At 32.3% G+C, this 20,477-nt stretch carries 16 protein-coding genes; 10 read left to right on the top strand and 6 right to left on the bottom strand.

What is annotated here, in order from left to right:
* Positions 1-39: 39 nt before the first annotated feature.
* Positions 40-1,251, bottom strand: coding sequence for an AraC family transcriptional regulator (locus tag WHA43_RS06830; RefSeq protein ID WP_146104906.1), 1,212 nt, complete (start codon positions 1,249-1,251; stop codon positions 40-42).
* Positions 1,252-1,504: 253 nt separating this feature from the next.
* Here WHA43_RS06830 and WHA43_RS06835 point away from each other — a divergent pair, with 253 nt between their 5' ends.
* The 7 genes from WHA43_RS06835 to WHA43_RS06865 all read left to right on the top strand — a co-directional run bounded on the left by WHA43_RS06835 (position 1,505) and on the right by WHA43_RS06865 (position 9,721).
* Positions 1,505-3,055 (top strand): T9SS type A sorting domain-containing protein, encoded by a 1,551-nt coding sequence (locus WHA43_RS06835; protein WP_105046345.1) that lies wholly within the window; start codon positions 1,505-1,507, stop codon positions 3,053-3,055.
* An 11-nt stretch (positions 3,056-3,066) separates the two neighbouring features.
* Positions 3,067-3,237 carry a hypothetical protein gene (locus WHA43_RS06840; RefSeq protein ID WP_170039538.1) on the top strand — a complete coding sequence of 57 codons (171 nt, stop codon included), beginning with the start codon at positions 3,067-3,069 and terminating at the stop codon, positions 3,235-3,237.
* Between the two features lie 49 nt (positions 3,238-3,286).
* A complete protein-coding gene (locus WHA43_RS06845; RefSeq protein WP_105046346.1) occupies positions 3,287-4,198 on the top strand; it encodes an FISUMP domain-containing protein in 912 nt (303 codons plus the stop codon).
* 92 nt (positions 4,199-4,290) lie between these two features.
* Positions 4,291-5,679: a peroxiredoxin family protein gene (locus WHA43_RS06850; RefSeq protein ID WP_146104907.1), complete on the top strand. Its 1,389-nt coding sequence runs from the start codon at positions 4,291-4,293 to the stop codon at positions 5,677-5,679.
* Positions 5,680-5,701: 22 nt separating this feature from the next.
* Entirely contained in the window at positions 5,702-6,598 is an 897-nt protein-coding gene (locus tag WHA43_RS06855; protein WP_105046348.1) for an FISUMP domain-containing protein, read from the top strand.
* Positions 6,599-6,814: 216 nt separating this feature from the next.
* Positions 6,815-7,711, top strand: coding sequence for an FISUMP domain-containing protein (locus tag WHA43_RS06860; RefSeq protein ID WP_105046349.1), 897 nt, complete (start codon positions 6,815-6,817; stop codon positions 7,709-7,711).
* Between the two features lie 237 nt (positions 7,712-7,948).
* The gene (locus WHA43_RS06865; protein WP_105047319.1) at positions 7,949-9,721 is read left to right on the top strand and encodes an ABC transporter ATP-binding protein; all 1,773 of its coding nucleotides are present in this window, start codon (positions 7,949-7,951) and stop codon (positions 9,719-9,721) included.
* 375 nt (positions 9,722-10,096) lie between these two features.
* Here WHA43_RS06865 and WHA43_RS06870 read toward each other — a convergent pair whose 3' ends face one another.
* The 3 genes from WHA43_RS06870 to WHA43_RS06880 all read right to left on the bottom strand — a co-directional run bounded on the left by WHA43_RS06870 (position 10,097) and on the right by WHA43_RS06880 (position 14,120).
* Entirely contained in the window at positions 10,097-13,237 is a 3,141-nt protein-coding gene (locus WHA43_RS06870) for a DEAD/DEAH box helicase (RefSeq protein WP_105046350.1), read from the bottom strand.
* Entirely contained in the window at positions 13,234-13,614 is a 381-nt protein-coding gene (locus WHA43_RS06875) for a (deoxy)nucleoside triphosphate pyrophosphohydrolase (protein ID WP_105046351.1), read from the bottom strand. Before WHA43_RS06875 ends, WHA43_RS06870 begins: the two co-directional genes overlap by 4 nt.
* Positions 13,615-13,748: 134 nt before the next feature.
* Complete coding sequence (locus WHA43_RS06880) at positions 13,749-14,120, bottom strand: hypothetical protein (protein ID WP_105046352.1); 372 nt, start codon at positions 14,118-14,120, stop codon at positions 13,749-13,751.
* A gap of 665 nt (positions 14,121-14,785) precedes the next feature.
* On the opposite strand from WHA43_RS06880, the gene WHA43_RS06885 reads away from it, so the two are divergent.
* Together WHA43_RS06885 and WHA43_RS06890 are read left to right on the top strand one after the other, a co-directional pair.
* A complete protein-coding gene (locus WHA43_RS06885) occupies positions 14,786-15,244 on the top strand; it encodes a hypothetical protein (protein WP_226742804.1) in 459 nt (152 codons plus the stop codon).
* A gap of 344 nt (positions 15,245-15,588) precedes the next feature.
* Complete coding sequence (locus WHA43_RS06890; RefSeq protein ID WP_105046355.1) at positions 15,589-16,032, top strand: hypothetical protein; 444 nt, start codon at positions 15,589-15,591, stop codon at positions 16,030-16,032.
* Between the two features lie 169 nt (positions 16,033-16,201).
* On the opposite strand, the gene WHA43_RS06895 is transcribed toward WHA43_RS06890, so the two are convergent.
* Complete coding sequence (locus WHA43_RS06895; protein WP_105046356.1) at positions 16,202-17,854, bottom strand: sodium/sugar symporter; 1,653 nt, start codon at positions 17,852-17,854, stop codon at positions 16,202-16,204.
* A gap of 191 nt (positions 17,855-18,045) precedes the next feature.
* Positions 18,046-19,113: a hypothetical protein gene (locus tag WHA43_RS06900; protein WP_105046357.1), complete on the bottom strand. Its 1,068-nt coding sequence runs from the start codon at positions 19,111-19,113 to the stop codon at positions 18,046-18,048.
* Between the two features lie 157 nt (positions 19,114-19,270).
* On the opposite strand from WHA43_RS06900, the gene WHA43_RS06905 reads away from it, so the two are divergent.
* A complete protein-coding gene (locus WHA43_RS06905) occupies positions 19,271-20,476 on the top strand; it encodes an alpha/beta hydrolase-fold protein (protein WP_105046358.1) in 1,206 nt (401 codons plus the stop codon).
* Position 20,477: the final 1 nt, after the last annotated feature.

The raw sequence follows: 20,477 nt of genomic DNA on the forward strand, positions 1-20,477 counted from the left end.
TCTAAACATTTTCAATATTTCTTTTTTATTGAAAAATAATTACAAAAAGTTTAATTCCTTTTCAAAAATTATTGGAGTTGTATTCGTGTATTTTTTAAAAGATCTATAAAAAGTATTCTTTGATTTAAATCCTGATTTTTCAGCTAAAGCCTCTACCGAGTAATTTTTTAAAAAATCCTCTTTTATCAAATCAATACTATATTTAACTCTTATTTCATTTATCCAAAAATTATAATTGGGATAGCTTTTGTTAATAATTTTAGACAAATCATTTTGGCTTATATTTAATAATAAAGATAATTTAGAGATAGATAAATTTTTATCTGTGAAGTATAACTTCTCCTGAACTATATCAGTTAAGGAACCTAAATTAATTTCATTAAACGTATGATTCATGTCGTTTTCAAAAGAAAAATATTTTAATTTTAGTAAAACATCTTGATTCCATATTAGATAAACACTAATACTAAAGAAAAAGATAATTGTAAAAACTGTAGGCAGATATTCAAATATTCTAAACTTAAAATAAACAGGAAATAAAAATGAAAAAATAACTACTCCAACAAGACTAATTGAAAAAAATGATTGCATCAGTGTTAAATTAAACACCCAACTGTACAATTTATTATTTATTAACTTAAAGTTTTTACCTTTCATTGAATAGATCATCATCCATTGAAGTAACAAATAAAATAATGGATGTAGAATACGGCCAAGAGAATTGATGCTTTCTGGTATCAAACCAATATTATCAGTAAAAGTTAAATTGAAATCTAAAAAAACTAGTTTTAAGTAGTTTACTTTTTCTGCTAAAGGCATAAAGTAAAAAGGAAAATACGAAATTAAGAAAATTATAAAGGGTGTAAAATGAATTATGTCAAAAGCCCTTAATGATTTTTTATTGTAAATAAGAGAGCGAATATGAAAAAAAGAAAGAGGTGTAATTAAATAAGTAAGCGGTGCGGGTATTTTATATAAGTAAGGAAAATAAATAATCAATTCATATTTAATTAATAAATAAAAACTAAAACACAAGGCATGGATAATATAATACAAACCAATTGTAATTATATGAAATTTTTCTTTACGTGGTTTTAATTTAAAAATTAAAAAAAAACCTATAAACAATGAAAAACTTACTGTAAGAAAAAATAAAAGGTCAATAATCATAAAAAGTTTACTTATATACAATTCAATAGAAGAAATATATTTCTGATTTACAAAAATAAATGTATTGCTAATTAATAACAAACATAATTATTTTGAGAATCTTAAGTAAAAAACAAAATTTTTACAATCCTCTAGTTTTGACAAAAATATAATTTAATGAAATTAAACTCATATTTTTTTGAATAACATTTTTTTTAAAATGTCTCAAAATAGCATAATGACACAATTTTAAAAGTGGATTTTAAATTTAATTGTTTTTATAGGATATTTTTGCGAGTATTTTAAATCAAAAATTTTAGAATTCTTATCAATCTAATTTGAAAAAATCAATCCTATGAGTAAAATTACGTTAACGATTATTATTTGTTTACTTTTCCAAAGCTATACACACTCCCAGAATTTTACAGTTAGCAATGGAGGATCTCTATCAATCTCAAAAGACAGTTATTTGTTTGTTGGCGGTGATTTTACTAACGCTTCAGGAATAGTTACTTTAAACTCCGATTCTGATGAATTTTCATCGTTGTTGGTAAATGGTATTACTTCTGGTACAATTACCTACAATCGCTATGTTAATATAGTAGGCTCTGGTGAGTGGGATTTAATAGGTGCACCAGTATCTGGGATGGCATTTAGTACATTGATACAAGATGCCAATATTGCAAATAATGGTAGTGGTGTTTATGCAGTGGGTGCTTATGATAATACCACAGACACTTGGGTAAACGCAACGAATGCCACCGCAGGTAATTTAATGTTAGGGCAAGGATACCAAATGGCTACCACTAGTGGAGCAACCTTAGCCTTTACGGGTACTATTGCCAATGGTGATCAAACCGTTAGTATCGTTAATAATGATGCTGCCAATTCTGGTGCGGGAAGACGTTGGAATTTGATTGCCAATCCATTTGCATCGTATGTATTTGCTAACAGTCCTTCAGAAACGACTAACAATTTTTTAACAGTAAACGCAGCAGCAATAGACGATGCTTTTGAAGCAATCTATGGCTGGAATGCTGATGGAACAGGATATACCATCTACAACAACACAAGCGCAGCTACATACATAGCGCCTGGTCAAGGTTTTTTTGTAGCCGCAGCTGGAACTGGAGAGAATCAAACAATCAATTTTACCAAAGCTATGCAAACAGTAGTGGGAACAGATGATTTTATTGCCTCAAAAAACGCTACAACAAGTTATGAGTTGGTATTGGATATGTATCAAAACAAGCAGAAACTAGGAAACACAAAGTTTTATTTTAAAGAAGGTCTTACGTTAGGTTTAGACCCTGGATTTGATGCAGGAGCTTTTAATCAAACGAAAGGAATAAGTTCACGACTTTTAGAACAGGACAAGGGTATTGGTATGGGTATCAATGCAATGTCTGTAGATTATATGAGTAGTGTAACAGTACCGCTTGTTATACACCAAGAGGCTGGGGTTTCGCTTAAAATTGAAATTGCTAACAGTACAATACCACAAGACATTAATGTATATATAGAGGATACTTTAGAAAAAACCTTTACACTTCTAACCAACAACTCTTTTGAGTTAATACCAACGACTAAGCTAAGTGGTTCAGGTAGGTTTTATATACACTTTACTAGAAGTACTCTTTCTGCAGATACAGTAAGCAGTACCTCATTCTTAACTGCATATAAAGGTGTAGGCAATGCCTACATCTCAATAGAAGGATTGCAGCAGTTTTCACAACCGGCAAACTTTAGCCTTTATAATTTATTAGGGATGAAAATACAATCAAAGAACATCCCAAACCCCTCACAAAAAGAAACGCTATCTACAATAGGTATCAAAGCAGGGGTTTATATACTTCAAATAAATTATAACAAGAGTGTTTATACTAAAAAGATATTCATAGATTAAACAAAATATTCATGAAAAATAACAACCATTCGTCTAAAGAGACAACCGATATCAACAGAAAAGAGGCCATCAAGAAAATGAGTAAGTATGCTGCCTTAACCGCTATGGGTACATTTTTAATTTTAAACCCTAAAAAAGCACAAGCAACATCTGCACCTCCAAATCCTGGGGGTAACTGGTAATAAATGAACAACTAATAAACCTATCAAATAAATAAAAATAAACAGACCAATGAAAAAACTATTTACATTTTTAGCAATAGTATTTTTAACTATAACAACCTATACTCAAGTGGGTATAGGCACAACAAATCCAGACAACTCAGCAGCCTTAGAAATTAATTCTACCACAAAAGGATTATTAATACCAAGAATGACTACAACTCAACGTAACTCCATTTCCTCGCCGGGGGATGGTTTGGTGATTTATAATACCACAGTTAAATGTTTAGAATTTTATGTTGGTAATGGCATTTGGCATAATACCTGTGGCGGAAATGTTTATCTGGAATATCCAGAAGGTACTGTATTTTGTGCTTCTGGACCAACACAAATTGTGGATGTTATAAATCCTAATACCGGAAAAATATGGATGGACCGTAATTTAGGAGCTACACAAGTAGCTACAAGTTCAACAGATGCAGCCAGTTATGGCGATTTATACCAATGGGGTCGTGGTGCAGATGGGCACCAATGCCGAAATTCAGCGACTACAACAATATTAAGTAGCACTGATCAACCTGGACACGGTGATTTTATAATAGATAACAATTATACCCTTGACACTTATAGTAACATGGAATGGCGTAGCCCGACGAATACCAATTTATGGCAAGGTGTAAATGGCGTTAACAATCCTTGCCCAAACGGATATCGTATACCCACACAAGCAGAGCTAAATGTTGAGCGCGGAAGCTGGAGTAGTCCAGATAGCCAAGGCGCTTTAACATCACCACTAAAATTAACTATGGCGGGGTACCGTTCTGGGTCTAGTGCTAATATTTTTAGCGTGGGAAGTCTTGGAAGCTATTGGAGTAGTACTTATTCCTCAGCCCCCCAAACCCTTAGCTTAAGAAGTAGTAGCTCTGGTACATCAGAATACTTTCCAGCAACTGGAATGTCTATTCGTTGTATCAAGAATTAATTGATCCTTATAACGCTAAGTATTTTTCATTACATTTTAAAAAATATTAGCAAAGCTTTTGAGTAGTAAAATTTATTTTGAAAAATGATTTGATGAAAATAAGAATCGCAACGTTACTTACAGTTTTGCTTTACACAGCGCTTTTTAATGCACAAAGCATTAGCGGTAACTTAAAGCAATTAGCAGGACAAAATCTTCATCTAGATGGTTTTGACGGCTTAAAAACTTATCTTATAGATAAGACCACTGTTGATGAAAAAGGTAATTTTACACTTAATTATTCTGAAAATGATATTGGTATAGGGTATTTACTAGCTTCAGATAACAAACCCTTATTTGTTATATTAAGTGGTGAAGATATAGAATTAGCTGGTGAATCACTAAGTAATCCAAAAACCATCAACATAAAAAAAGGACAACAAAACCAATGGTTTGAACAATATGCCAAAGAACACCCAAAGCGTGAACAAGCTTTAAGCGCTTGGTTATTTTTAGAGAAAATATATGCAACAGATACCTTGTTTTTAGTTAAAAAAGCACCTATAAAAGCCATACAAGAAGAAAAACTTCGTATAAAAAATGAAGATGCTGCTTTTTTAGAACAATTACCAAAAGATAGCTATGTAAAATGGTTTTTACCTACCAGAAAATTGGTAAGTAATGCTTCTACCATAGCTCAATATCGTACCGAAGAAATCCCTGCAACTATCAATGCTTTTAGAAACTTAGATTATACCGATATAAGATTGTACAAAAGTGGGTTATTTAAAGATGCTATTGAAAGTCATTTTTGGTTATTAGAAAATAGTGGCAATCCTTTAGATAAGGTATTTCAAGAAATGAAAATATCTATTGATGCTATGCTGCCAAAATTAGCAACTAACGAAAAAATATTCAACGAAGTTACCAATTACTTATTCGACTTATTAGAAAAACACAGTTTGTTTGAAGCATCAGAATACTTGGCGTTAAAGGTTTTAAATGAGAGTAGTTGTACAATTAATAATGACCTTGCCAATCAATTAGAAACCTACCGAGCCATGAAAAAAGGGAATATTGCAGCTGATATTATTTTTGACAAATCAAACTTCGTAAATTCAAAAACCACACTTACTAAATTATCAGATATTAAGTCTCCTTATACAGTAATCGTTTTTGGGGGCAGTTGGTGCCCTAAATGCACTGAAGAATTGCCTTCAATTTCTAAAAACTACGATAAATGGAAATCAAAAGGAGTAGAAGTTATTTTTATAGCTTTAGAGGAAGATAAAAAGGCTTTTGCTGATTTTAGTGCAACATTTCCATTTCCATCCTATTCCGATTTAAAAAAATGGGAAAGTAATATAGTGAAAGATTACTATGTTTTTTCAACACCAACAATGTTTTTATTAGATAATAAAAGAGAAATCATATTGAGGCCTAACTCCGTAAATCAGATGGATGCTTGGGTAGATTGGTATTTAGTTCAAGGCAATAAATAAATAAAAAAATAATTTGATATAAATGAAACAACTATTTACACTTTTAGCAACAGTATTCGTAACTGTTACAACTGTTGCCCAAGTTGGTATAGGTACAACGACACCTAATGCTGCTGCTGCTTTAGATATTACTTCTACAAACAAGGGTTTTTTATTACCAAGATTAACTTATAGCCAAAGAGAAAACATAAGTGGTACTTTAACATCTGGTTTAATGATTTGGTGTACCAACTGCGGCTCTTATGGAGAATTACAGGTGTATAATGGAAACACTTGGACCAATGTAACAGGAGGTGCAGCACAATCAGGTGAATTAGACCCAATAAATTGTCCCACTTATAATACACAAATAATTGAAGTTACCAGCCCCTATACAGGCAGAATTTGGATGGATAGAAATTTAGGTGCCTCAAAAGTGGCTACTTCAGCAAATGATGTTGATAGTTTTGGGGACTTATACCAATGGGGAAGAGGAAACGACGGGCATCAATGTAGATCTCAATCAACAACCTTTACGCTAAGTGATATAGACAATCCCGTTAATGGGAAATTTATTCTATCTAATACAGGTGATTGGCGAAGCTCACCAAACAATAATTTATGGCAAGGTAATGATGGCGGAATTAATAATCCGTGCCCAACGGGTTATCGTTTACCAACATCAGCCGAGTGGACTACCGAATTAACAGGATGGAATGATGATGGTGCTGGTGCTTCTAACTCATTTTTAAAACTTCCAGTGGCCAGTACTAGATCCGGCTCAGATGGGTCAATATCTGTTACTTTTGGATTATATTGGAGCAGTACCATTAATAACGACACATCAGCTAAAGCTTTGGCTTTTACTTCAACTTCTATTGGTGGTTTTACTGCAGCAAAATCAAGTGGGCTTCCTGTTCGTTGCATTAAAAACTTATAATGGGTAAAGGTTTTTTTTAAAAAAACAACTATTTCAATTATATGGATTTTATTGAAAAGTATTAAATCGGACAAAATTGCTTTTATAAACAAATCCCATTTATTTTTATTTTACAAAGATTAAAAAATTGAAATTATTAGAATAAACCAGTTATTATGAAGATTGTAGTAATCAATCATAAAATTAAACTTTATTGTTAAAAAACACAATGAATCAATGAAATATACATTTCTTTTATTAACATTCTTACTGATTAAAAACACGTCTTATTGTCAGTTAAAAATAGGTGCAATTGATTCCAATAGTTCTGCAGCTCTTGAAATATCATCTACTGAAAAAGGGTTTTTACCTCCGCGAATGTCTAATGTTCAGCGCGACAATATTAGCCGTCCGCCAGATGGATTAATCATATGGTGCAATAACTGTGGTAGAAATGGAGAACTTCAAGTTTTTAATGGAACAGCTTGGACCAATCTAGCGGGAGGTTTAACATCAATCGCCCAAATACTTTGCTCTTCTGAGTTTACAACTATTGTTGATATTAGAAATCCTTTTACAGGAAAAACCTGGATGGATAGAAATTTAGGAGCTTCGAGAAGAGCAACTAATAAGAGTGATCAAGAAGCCTATGGTGATTTGTATCAATGGGGAAGGCGATCGGACGGCCATCAATGTCGCACCTCTACTACAACAACTGTGATAAGTAGTACTGCCCAGCCCGATCATGGTAATTTTATAATTTCAATTACTGAGAACAATTGGCTCAACACATCCAACACAGATTTGTGGCAAGGTGAAAATGGCATAAACAACCCCTGTCCAACAGGATACCGTTTACCAACTGAAGCAGAATGGCAAAGTGAACTAGAAAGTTGGTCGGCACAGACCATTGATGGTGCTTTCAACATGATAGCTTTACCTGCAGCATCAAGACGCAATGGTGGTAATGGTGAAGTTTATGCAAATTTAAACGGTTACTATTGGAGTAGTACAATTACAAGTGACAGCAATATCGGTACCTCTCGTGCATTAGACGTGTTTTTAAACGGTGCCGGAATTCAAAACATTGAGAGAACTAGTGGTCTTTCTGTTCGTTGTATCAAAAATGAATAACAGAATTTGTTAAATTAAATTTTTAGATCTTATAAAAACAGATACGCAAAGCATAGGTTTTATATTGGTAGATATTTTACTCTGTAAAATCAACCAAGATCAAAACACAAATGTGTAAAAACAATATAAATTCTTAAAACCACTCATTAAGAGTGGTTTTTTTATACAGCAAATTTGACCAAACTACCCATTAAAATGGTTAATTTTACATCTCAAAATAAGGAAACCATTCATCGCATGAAACAGTTACAAACCGCTTCCAAAAAAACCGATACCTCTACCCCAAAAGTAACGATGGCGAAAGCCTTTACCACCATCATTTGGCCTCGTCGCAATTTGGTATTTATTGGCTTGGGATTGATTGTCATTAAAAGTTTGTCAGGATTGATATTGCCTTGGCAAAGTAAGGTGTTGTTAGACGTGGTGATACCGAATAAAGACCTCTCGCACTTGTACCAACTCATTGGCATTGTATTGGGCGCTATTTTGGTGCAAGCGGTTTCTTCTTTTTTATTAACGCGCATTTTGAGTGTGCAAGCCCAATATTTGATTAGTGAATTGCGCGCACAAGTGCAAAAAAAGGTGTTGTCATTGCCCATTCGTTTTTTTGACAATACCAAATCAGGAGCTTTGGTTTCGCGCATTATGACCGATGTTGAAGGTGTACGAAACTTGATTGGTACTGGTTTGGTGCAATTGGTGGGTGGAAGTTTTACCGCTATTGTCTCTTTGGTGATTTTGATCAAATTGAATCCATGGATGACCTTATTTGTGTTTGTGCCCTTGTCTATTTTTGGTTATATCGCTTTGAAAGCGTTCAAATACATTCGCCCTATTTTTAGAACTCGTGGAAAAATCAATGCGGAAGTAACTGGTAGATTGACCGAAACTTTGGCAGGTGTACGTGTCATCAAAGCCTTCAATGCAGAAGCGCAAGAACAAGTAGTTTTTGAAAAAGGCGTGGACAAACTCTATCAAAATATCAAAAAAAGCTTGACTGCCACTGCCTTTATGACGAGTGCTTCTACCTTTTTAATTGGGGTGGCTACCACAGGAATTATGGGAATTGGCGGCTATTATATGATACAAGGGGAAATGACTACGGGTGATTTCTTGTTTTTTACCCTTATTTTAGGGTTTATGATTGCGCCCATTGTACAAATGAGCAATATTGGGAGTCAATTGACAGAAGCTTTGGCGGGTTTGGATCGTACCGAAGAATTGATGAACGCTACCTCTGAAGCCGATGACCATCAACGCGATATTGAGTTGCAAGATTTGAAAGGCGAACTTACTTTTCGCAATGTCTCTTTTTCGTATGAAGCAGGCAAAGAGGTGTTGCACGAGATCAGTTTTACTGCCCCAGCAGGCAGTGTAGTTGCCTTGGTTGGTAGCTCGGGCTCAGGGAAATCGACCATTGCAGGATTGTCTGCTACTTTTTTAACGCCTACTTCTGGAACAGTGTTGATTGATGGGCATGATTTGTCGAAAGTAGTGTTGCCCAGTTATCGCCAATATTTGGGAGTGGTGTTGCAAGATGAGTTTTTGTTTGAAGGTACCATCAGAGAAAATATCTTGTTTCCCAAACCGAATGCTACTGAAGCTGAATTGCAAAATGCGGTCACAGCAGCCTATGTAAACGAATTTACCGATCGTTTTGACGATGGTTTGGATACCTTGATTGGTGAGCGTGGTGTGAAACTCTCTGGAGGTCAGCGCCAACGTTTGGCGATTGCGCGTGCTATTTTGGCAAACCCAAAAATTATTATTTTGGATGAAGCGACTTCTAGTTTAGATACCGAAAGTGAGGCACTGATTCAAAAAAGTTTATCGGAATTAATCAAAGATCGCACCACGATTGTGATTGCTCACAGACTGAGTACGATTAAAAAAGCAGACCAAATTTTAGTAATTGAAGCTGGGCATATTGTTGAGCGAGGTACGCACGAGCAATTGATTGCCTCGCAAGGCCGCTATTATGATTTGTATACCTACCAAGCGAAGATTTAGTTTTTTAAGCATTAGACACTAATTGCACAAATTTCACCAATGTAGTTTTGCAACTTTGAATGGCACGAAATCTTAGTATTTTTTTTAAAATTTGAGTATTGGATTACATCGGCTTTGTATTGACTTTGCATTGGCTTTGGTGCGCTATAACCCTTTCTGAGCATCTTGGCAAGTTGAGCTGAGGATGTAAGGTGTACATTATTAGCCCCTTTTTTGGCTTACCCAACACTATCCCCTAAGTATCCCCCTAGTATCCCCTAAGTATCTCCCTAGTATCTATTTGTGACTCATTCTGTATTTTTTTTTGCGCTGAAATAAATGTAAATTATATTTTACTGATAGTTAATTTTTAAGAAATTATTATAATTCATTTAATTACCCTATTCTTAATTTCGCGGCATTATTCCATAGATAGTGAGGCAATGGTTCATTTAGTTCCCATTTAATATTCATAGGTTTAGCGCCATAGTATTCCTTTAATGTACCTTCACCAACAAAAATATAACCCATAGTATTACCAAACTCATCTTTATTTTTTTCACGAACAAAAAGTAAAATTCTCTTTTCATCTTTCTGATGTTTGATGTAAGAGATTCCTTTAGGTGTCTCAGGACCAGCTGAATTTTGACTTTGCCAATGAAATAAAGTCTCATTAATTGCATAATCATCATACATTGTAGTAGGAGAAAAATTTTCTTCTGATTTTATAAGATTAATGAAAAGAAGTTCAGTGTTTAATTTTACATTTTCAGCAATACCTTCTCTACTTGGTGATTTTCTCTCGAAAGTACTCAAACGAAATGCAGCCAAAATTTGATCTCTAGTATATCGAGCATGAAGTTTAAGAGGCTGATTATATGGTAACTCAATATTAATTTCTTTAAAATCAATAGTATCTAATAACAACTCCAAAACTTCAATAATTTCTTTAACCATCAAATCACTTTTTCCAATTTCATTTATACTCTCCTCAAGAGAAACAAAACCAGCTGCTGTTTGCCAAACATCATAATGCAACATTAACAACATCTGTTTTTCAGTTTCATTAAAATCAAAAAGCTTTATTTTAAAATGTTTTTTTGCTAAATCTAAAATGAATTGAAAATAACTTGATGAACTTGATGATAACCATTTTTTTGAAATTGCACTAACAATTTGTTTTTCATTTTTGTTATTAAAATTCTCAAGTTTGCCTGCATCTTGACAAAGTCTTGTCCATCCTCCTCTCTTATAAATAAGCTGCAAAGGAATATTATAAAACTCAACAAAATTTCTCAGATTTAAGACTAAAGTTGTTTGATGTTGAAAATTTTGAATCTTTTGAATTAACTGATTTCTATTAATGGATGTTGCAGTTTTAATATTTTCAAGGATGATTTGTTTTGCTTTTTGTTCTAAAATAATTGAGCAGCCCAGAGGCAAGTGAGGAAAGTTATCTTCAATTTCTTTTATAACTGTTGTCTTAGTTTTCCCAATTAGTGCTCTAAATTTATTTTCAAAATTATATTCAGGTCTTGTATTGCCAACAAAATCTAAAACTGTTAAGCATTCTTTATTATCTGCAAGTCTTAAACCTCTGCCAAGTTGTTGAAGGAAAACAGTTAGACTTTCTGTTGGTCTTAAAAATAAAACTGTATCAATCTCAGGAATATCAACACCTTCATTAAAAATATCAACTACAAATAAGTAATTTATTTCTTTTTTTAACAATAAACTTTTAACGTTATCTCTATTTTGATTGTTTGCACTTGTTAAATAATCTGCCTTTAGACCAGCAAGGCTGAATTTCTCTGCCATAAATTTAGCGTGTTCCATTGTTACACAAAATCCAATTGCACAAACATCATTTAAGTCTTTGGTATATTTATCTAGCGCATCAATAATTTCTCCTATTCTTCTATCATTTGCGGTATATACAGATGATAATTCACTTGCAACATATTTACCTCTTATCCAACTTACATTAGTTAAATCAACACTATCTGTAATTCCAAAATACTGGAATGGACAAAGCAACTTTCTGTTTAATGCTTCTGGTAATCGAATTTCAGCAGCTATTCTATGATGAAAATCCTCTTGTATATCTCCTCCATCCATTCTCTCAGGCGTTGCAGTTAAACCAATTAGGATTTTTGGTTTAAAATAATTGATGATTCCGCGATAACTTGACGCAGTTAAATGATGACACTCATCTATCACAATAAAATCAAAATATTCAGGAGAAAGATTTAAATCAACTAAACGATTATTAATTGTTTGGACAGATGCAAAAACGAATTCATAAGAATTAGGAACAAAACCATCTACCCATAATTCCCCAAAGTTATTATCTTTTAATATCCCTCTGAAAGTGGTCATTGATTGTACCAAAATTTCCTTTCTGTGAGCTAAGAAAAGTAATTTTGCTGATTTATTCTCCGTCTTAAATCTTTTATAATCAAAAGCTGAAATGACAGTTTTCCCTGTTCCTGTTGCGGCAACTACTAAATTTTTATTTCGATAATGAACTGTTCGCTCAACTTCTAATTTTTCTAAAATTTCAAGTTGAAACGGAAATGGTTTTATATCAAAAAAGGAAAGATTTAAGTCTAATGTTTTTCCAATTTTACCCTTATTTAGTGATTCAATTAATTTTTCTTTGTGAATATCATCATCAAATAATTCAAAATCATCACTTTGCCAATATGAATCAAAAGTCTTCTGAAATTTATCAATAATATGACTTACTTCCTTTGTTGTTATCTTAATATTCCATTCCAAACCATCCGTTAAAGCTGAACGAGAAAAGTTAGAAGATCCTATATAACCAGTATGAAATCCAGTATTCCTTTTAAATAAATACGCTTTAGCATGTAACCTTTCGTTTCCAGAATTATAAGATATTTTTACTTCGGTATTTTCTAATTTAGAAAGTAATAATATTGCTTTATAGTCAGAAGCCCCCATATAAGTAGTGGTTATTACTCTTAGCTTTCCACCACGTGAAGTAAACTCTTTTAACTCTTTTTCAAGAATTATGATTCCTTTGAACTTTATAAACGAAACAAGAAGGTCGATTCTATTAGAAGATGAAATTTCCTTTTTCAATTCACTTTCAAGAGATAATCCAACATTTCCTCCTGTAAATAATTCACTATGTGTTAATCTTGTATAAGGTGTTATTTCTTTTAAGTGAAGATTAAAATCTGAAAAATGAGAATCAATTTTTGAAAATACCGCTTTTAATATTTCTCCTTCAATTTCAATCAAATCATTATTGAAATCCTCTTTTTTAAGTTCTTCTTTTAGGAATAAAATGATTTTATTGGCAATAGCAATTTGAAGTTCAATTTGATTTTCACCTTTAATGTAATTCAGTGCATTTTTGATAGTTAAAGAAAGATGCCTAGCCAAAATTGAAGACGCTTCCTCTTTATCTAAAACATTTTTATTTACATAAAAAAGATTTCTATCAATCTCTTTAAGTTTTTGAGAAACAAGTTTTGTTACTAATTCTTCATAAATTCCTTCAATCATAAGCTTTGGTATTCTTTTAAAATTGCAATATCTGCTTCAGCCCAATCTAAATTATTCAGTCTATCTTTTGTAAGCCAATCAAACTGTTTATGTTCAGAGAGATTTATTTCCCCATTTATATACTTTGCAATAAATGGTATTAACTTTATTTCAAAAGAAGGATATTTATAAGTAACTGGAGAAAGTCTTGAAATCAATTCAATTTCAATATTTAATTCCTCTTTAATTTCCCTTTTTATACACGCTTCTTCTGTCTCGTTATTTTCAATCTTACCTCCTGGAAACTCCCATTTTAAAGGTAAATTCATAAATTCACTGCGCTGAACTACTACTATTTTTTCATTATGTTCAATAATTGCACAAGTTACATTTATCATTTAATTATTTTTTGTAGTTAACAATTATGAAAAATCCCAATAAAATTTAATAAATAATTGATAAAAAGCAAATTTTATTAATACCCAAACATTAAAATTCCAACAACCTCCCCAATTCCCCTTTCAATCCCTCTCTAAGGATTTTTAATCCCTTGGCTTTGCAACACCATTTTAATCAGGGCTTCTGTGGTGTGTAGGCTGTCGCCCAATTCTTTGGCAGCAGCACCTGCTTGGTATTGCTGGGTAATGTGTTGTTTTTCAGCATCGGTCAATGCTTGAAACTCTTGGTTTAGTGCTTCTTGAAAGTTTTTTTGAAATTGTAAAAGGCCGTTTACAAATGTATCAAACTGAGCTTTGCTTAAACGAGCTTGTTTCTTTTTGCCGTTTTCGTCGGGGGCAGTTTCGGTAATTTCTATGTAGCTCATGCCATTGGCATGCTTTAGATACTCAATGTTTACCGGGTTTTTATCAAAGTTAAGGTGAAGGCTTTTCTTTGGATTTTTCATAGTTGGCTTTTTTTGGTGTGTTTGGTGGGTCTAAAATAGGGAAAAAAATTGTTTTTAGTGTTTTTTTTGTTTCACAAAGTTTCGCGGAGTTTTACACACCTGGCTGCTGCAGGCTGGGGGTTTCGCCGAGTTTTTTTTGTTTGGTGGACGAAGGCAAAAGGCGAAGGATAAGGCTAAAACTTAGACTTAGGCTTTCATCGATTTTTGTACTCAATGCAATATTTCTTTACTGCTTCAATGCTACATGATTACATTGGTTTATTGTTTTATTGAAATAAAGCTCATTAGAAATCAAAATATAGCTCAAAATGTATTTACATTGAGCTTAAAAAAGTATATTAATGAGCTTCATGCAATAAATGCTAACTTTTTAAAAGAAATTTTTAAAGAGAAGACGCGTGTTCTTGATACTTGGTTTCTCATGCCTCGAAACCAAACTTCCCGAAGCAAGTTCGGGACAGGCTGCACTGACAAACAGAGTTTGAAAACTTAGGCATAAGGCGAAGGCGTAAGGCGAAAATCGATGATCGTTAGTCGATGATCGATTTTCGGTTATTGCCCAAGTAGTTTCTGTTTTGTAATTTTGCAACTGTTTTATTGAAAACAAACACATTACATTATTTATAGCTTATTAGGGTATGGTACTCACTCCTTTTTTTATTGTTATGCTACTCATTACGTTTGTATTGGTGTGGCTTTTTGTTAGAACCATTGATGAGCGTAAATGGCTCAATATTTTAGTGAGTGTTGTGTTGACACCAGTGGTGTATTTTTATATTTTTTATCCGTTGTTGAACGTGTTTAGCACCTTTCATCATGAAAAACATTTTGATGCAGTTGCTTGGAAAACAAAACCTGCTTTGCGCTATGAAATGAGTACTGAAATTGTAAATAACGATTTGTTTAAAGGAAAAACAAAAAGCGAAGTAAAAGAGTTACTGGGCACTAGTGAATGGTATGGTTGGGATGACCGCATCAAAGCAAATTCGCCCGACAAATGGAATTACAACTTAGGTTTTAAACCTGGCGCCTTAAATACCCAACAAGAATGCCTAGAATTGATTTTTGAAAATGATGTGGTGGTGAAGAGTTGGCAATATCAGATGGATAAGAGTAAGTATTAGAGGTTAGAGGTTAGAGGTTAGAGGTTAGAGGTTAGAAATATAAAAAAAAAGGGCTAAAGGTTACATAACTTTTAACCCTTTTTTTATGTTATTTTTTTTCAATTGACTGGTATTGAAACAATTTATCAATTAAAAATTTCAAGTTTTATAAGTCATTTTATCATTAGTCTATTTTGGTAACATCATCAACCATTATCAGACTATATAAACAACTTAGAGTTTAATATTCTATTAGGGAATCATTATTAAAAATGTAGTTATATAATATGAATTTTCTACAGTAGAATTTCAACTGTCGTTTTTCAAAAAATATTTACTACATTTCAATGAATTACTGTTAAAAAATGCAAAACCGTTTTCAAGACCAAAATTTACGCCTCAAAGATTTTCAAGAAGAAGTAGCAGTAACTTGTCCAAGATGCGAAAAGAAAGCGCAAGCATCTGTAAATTTTGAAGAAAAAAAAGCCAAACTTGCTTGTATTCATTGTGGTTTTTATGAATCAAAATCTACCCTTTTAACGCATTTGGGCTTTGCTGCGCACTATCAAACATCTGCAAATAGTTATTTTGATGTAGCTCTTTGGTATGCAGCTTCTTTTAAAAACGATTATTTTTTTGCGTATAATGAAGCTCACCTATTGTATTTAGAACAATATATTGGCGCTAAATTACGTGAACACAAAGACCGATCGCATTTTACCTTGTTAGAAAAATTACCTAAATTTTATCACGAAGCTAAAAACAGAGAAGCACTTTTAAAATTGATTGAAAAGTTGAAGAAAAAGTGATTTGTAAAAATTAAGACACTAATTGCACTGATTACTCGAATTGAATTCTTTTAAAAATAGTTTACCAAAACCTATCCGTGAAAATCCGTGAAATTCGTGACTAAAAAAAACAAAAAAACACGTTGCTTTTATCAAACAACGTGTTTTATATTTTATGAAATTGGAATTATTAATTCCAAAAAGCTGAATATAATGCCACCAAAATAAGGATGATTGCAAACGAGCCAATGTTGAACAACGGACTTGTTTTAAACATTTCTTTGGTGATGTCAATTCCTTTTTTATCATCTGCACCTTTGTGCTGCAAGTAACTTGCCAATCCTATTACTCCCATTGTTAATAACAAAGTATATCCCATTTGATCCATAAAAGGAACATCTACAAAAAATGCACTTGTTGACCATCCTTTTGGAGCTACTTTAAAATACATGGCAATTGGAATGGAAACTAAAGCTCCAATAATTGCTGCTTTGTTGGTGGTTTTTTTCCAGAATAATCCTAATAAAAATACTGCCAAAATACCTGGACTTACCACACCAGTGTATTCTTGAATGAATTGGAATGCTTGGTCTAAGTTTCCTAATAATGGTGCCATAATACATGCAATAATCAAAGCAACAAAAGCTGAAATTCTTCCCATGTTTACAGTAGCTTTATCAGAAGCATTTTTATTAATGTATTGTTTATAAATATCCATTGTAAAAATGGTTGAAGTAGAATTCAACATAGAAGCCAAAGACGATACAATGGCTGCTGCTAAAGCTGCAAAAGCTACACCTTTTAATCCGGTTGGTAAAAATTGTAATAACCATGGATAAGCTTTGTCAGCCTGAGCTGCTGTTGGTAAATTCTCTAAACCTGCTGCCCCTAAACGTGCCATAATATCAGGATCATTTACCATTACATACGCTGCAATTCCAGGAATTACCACGATTAATGGAATTACCAATTTTAAACCTGCTGCAAATAAAATCCCTTTTTGCGCTTCTTTTAATGACTTTGCTGCCAAAGTTCTTTGGATGATGTATTGATTAAAACCCCAATAATACAGGTTCGCAACCCACATCCCTCCTACTAAAACTGCAATTCCGGGTAAGTTTTTATATTCAGGATTTGATTCGTCTAAAATCATCGCAAATCGTTCAGGAACTGCTTCATAAATAGTTGATAATCCTGCAAACATTCCTTGTCCATCAGAAACTGTATTTAAGGCTAAATAGGTAGTTACTAATCCTCCAATTACTAAAAATACTACTTGAATTACATCTGTCCAAGCCACTGCAGAAAGTCCACCATATAATGAATATGCAGCCGCAAAAAGTGCTAAACCAATCACACCATACATCATCGGAATTCCCATGATGGTCTCTAATGCCAAAGAACCTAGATACAAAACGGTTGTTAAGTTTACAAATACGTATAAGGCAATCCAAAAAACAGCTAAAATGGTTTTTAAGTTGGTTGAATATCGTTTTTCAACAAATTCAGGAATGGTGTACAAGCCTTTTTCGATAAAAATTGGTAAGAAATATTTACCAACAATAATCAATGTGATTGCTGCCATCCATTCATAAGAGGCAATTGCCAAACCAGATGCAAAACCTGAACCTGACATTCCAATGAATTGTTCTGCTGAAATATTTGCCGCAATTAATGAGGCTCCAATTGCCCACCAAGGCAAAGATTTACTTGCCAAAAAGTAGTCTTCTGCGTTTTTTTGATGTCCTTCTTTGTCTCTAGAAACCCATAATCCTACACCTAAAATTAAAATAGCATAGGCTACAAAGATGGCGTAATCTAAAAATTCGAAACTTGCTGTCATAGAATAATAATTAGTTTAGTTTGATTGATACTATATTGTAGATTGCATGCAATATCTAAATTTTTGCTTAAAAAACAATACATTATAATTTAAGAAAACAAATATAAATTTATTTCATGAATAGAAAAGGGACTAATTGTTCAAAATAGGGTTAGTAATTGCGCTTTTTTATAATAATTTCAATAAAATTATTAAAAAAGTTCTTTATTGCTAATATTCAAATAATTTCGTTTTACAAAAGCTAAAATACTTTCTAAAATATCTCCCATATTTTCGCAATCTCTAAATTTAGGATCACTAGTATAATCTTCAACTTGTTTTTTTAGATTTTTGATATTTTCTGGATAGGAAATAACATCATTTTTCATACAGTTCAATAACGTTTCTATTCTGTTAGGATACATAATCATTCGTTTCGCCATGTAGGAACGTTCTTCAATTTTATATTGTATGATGGAACTTGTTTTTAGTTTTTCGCTCACCATTTCAATCATTTTTCTATTTTCTTTCATAAACTGAAGGTCATATACTTTTAAGTTTCCTTCAAATGACTGTTGGTCAAAATCAATGGCTCGAATTTTATATACAATTTGATCAAAATCGTGTGTTGGTGCAATGACGTAATTGTATGAACGCATGTCGCCCAATAAACGAACCAAACAACGCTCTTTAAACTTTACAAACTCTTTGGCAATTTGGGATTTTTCGGACTCAGAACATTTGGGTAAAAAATCTGTGATAAAAACATCTCCTGGAATTCCTGCAATATGCTCTTCAATTAAGGTGTCTTTGTAAATTAAAAAATTGATGCTATGAGGAGATAAAATATGTTCTAATTCTAATCCGTAAACCCTAGAAGCATCCGCTTTTTTTACATAAAAATAGGTGTAATTGTCATTGAGAATATTTCTGATTTTAATTCGAAATGGTTTTGAATTTCCAAAGGTACAATAGTCAATTGCATCCACATTTAAAAAAGGAATGGTTTCTTCATTTCCATCAGAATGTAATAATGTGTATATTTTTTTTAAGCACAAATCAATTTCTTCTCTTTCAAATTCCGAAAAATAAGTTCGTACCCAAAGTGTATCTTCTTCATTTTTATCATATAAAATTACGCAACCATGAAAACGCAACAAATCATCATAAAAAATAGGAATTTTTATACTTCTGCTGTGCTCTTTTAAATAATCACTTAGTAAGTTTGAGATGGGAAAAGTGGGCTTTTTTTTTGAAATTAATTTTTCTTGAGAATTCATGATATTCTTTTTGATTTCCTTCAAAAATAAGAAATATTAAGCGAGTTCAAACATCTTTCATACAAAGGTTTTTTAAGAATTGATTTTTAAGATGTAGGCTATATTTTGGAATTTTATACGAAAATTTATAATTTTAACAACCTTAAATTCTTTGAAAATGAAAGTTTTTACACCTATACTTTTTTTTCTATTTGTATTTAATGCAAAAATTAGTCATTGTCAAAATTTTAATTTGTATTCTAATGACAGTCTAAGCATAAATACTTCTTTTTTGAATGAACCCATTCAATTACGAATTCATTTTCCTGAGACTTTTCATTTTTCATCAAGCAATACAAAATATCCAATTACGATTGTATTTGATAGCCAACATGAAAGAACATATCCCCACATTATTCATAGTTTTGATTTATTAACTAGTGAATCACAAATTCCTGAAAGTATTATCATTGGAGTTCCTTTTACGATGCATAATAGATTGTATTTTACCTCTAATCAAAAAAAACAAGGAGATTCACTTTCAGGCATTGAACGAATGGAGCGTTTTTTGTTCTCAGAATTGATACCAAAATTCCAAAAAGAAAACAAAGCCAATGAATTTATTACCCTGATTGGGCATTCAAGAACCGCTTTTTTGGTGAATTATTTATCCGCAAATCCCTCTAATAAAGTTTCGATTGGCATTGCATTGAGTGGATTTTTTGAAGAGGACACCTTATCAATAAACACTTTTCAAGAATTTTTATCAGAATCATCTAATTTTCCTAAAAAATTCTCTTACTATTTTACTGCTGGAACCACTTCAGAAGAAGAAAACTATTTAAAACAATACAGGCAATTAAATTCATATTTACAAACAATCACCTTACCAAAAAATGTAAAAACTTTTTTTCAAGAAACACCAAATGCCAATCACATCAGTAATTTTTGGGTTTCTATACCCACCATTTTAATGGATGCTTATGCACCTTATAATTCAATTTTAAACCTTTGGTTTGATCAAAAACTAAAGAAAGAAACTATTGCAAATCCTGTTGATGAATTTAAAAAAGACATAGAAAATGTGAATGAAGAGTTGGGAGTGAAATTAAACCCCAATCTCACACAACTCTTTTCTTTATCAAGTAATTATGCCTATGATAAAAAGGATTTTAAAACTGCGTTGGACTTTATACAACTTGGCATTAGTTATTATCCTGAATATTTAGATTTTTATGTGGATATGATTGAAAATTATAAAAGCTTAAAAGACATTCAAAAAGTAAAAGAATATCAAAAAATATTAAAAGAAAAAACATTAAAAGCTACCTATTTTGGAGAGTATACAAAAGAGGATATTTTAAAATCTCTTGAAGAAAAATAAC

This window comes from Polaribacter gangjinensis (assembly GCF_038024125.1).
Classification (GTDB): domain Bacteria; phylum Bacteroidota; class Bacteroidia; order Flavobacteriales; family Flavobacteriaceae; genus Polaribacter; species Polaribacter gangjinensis.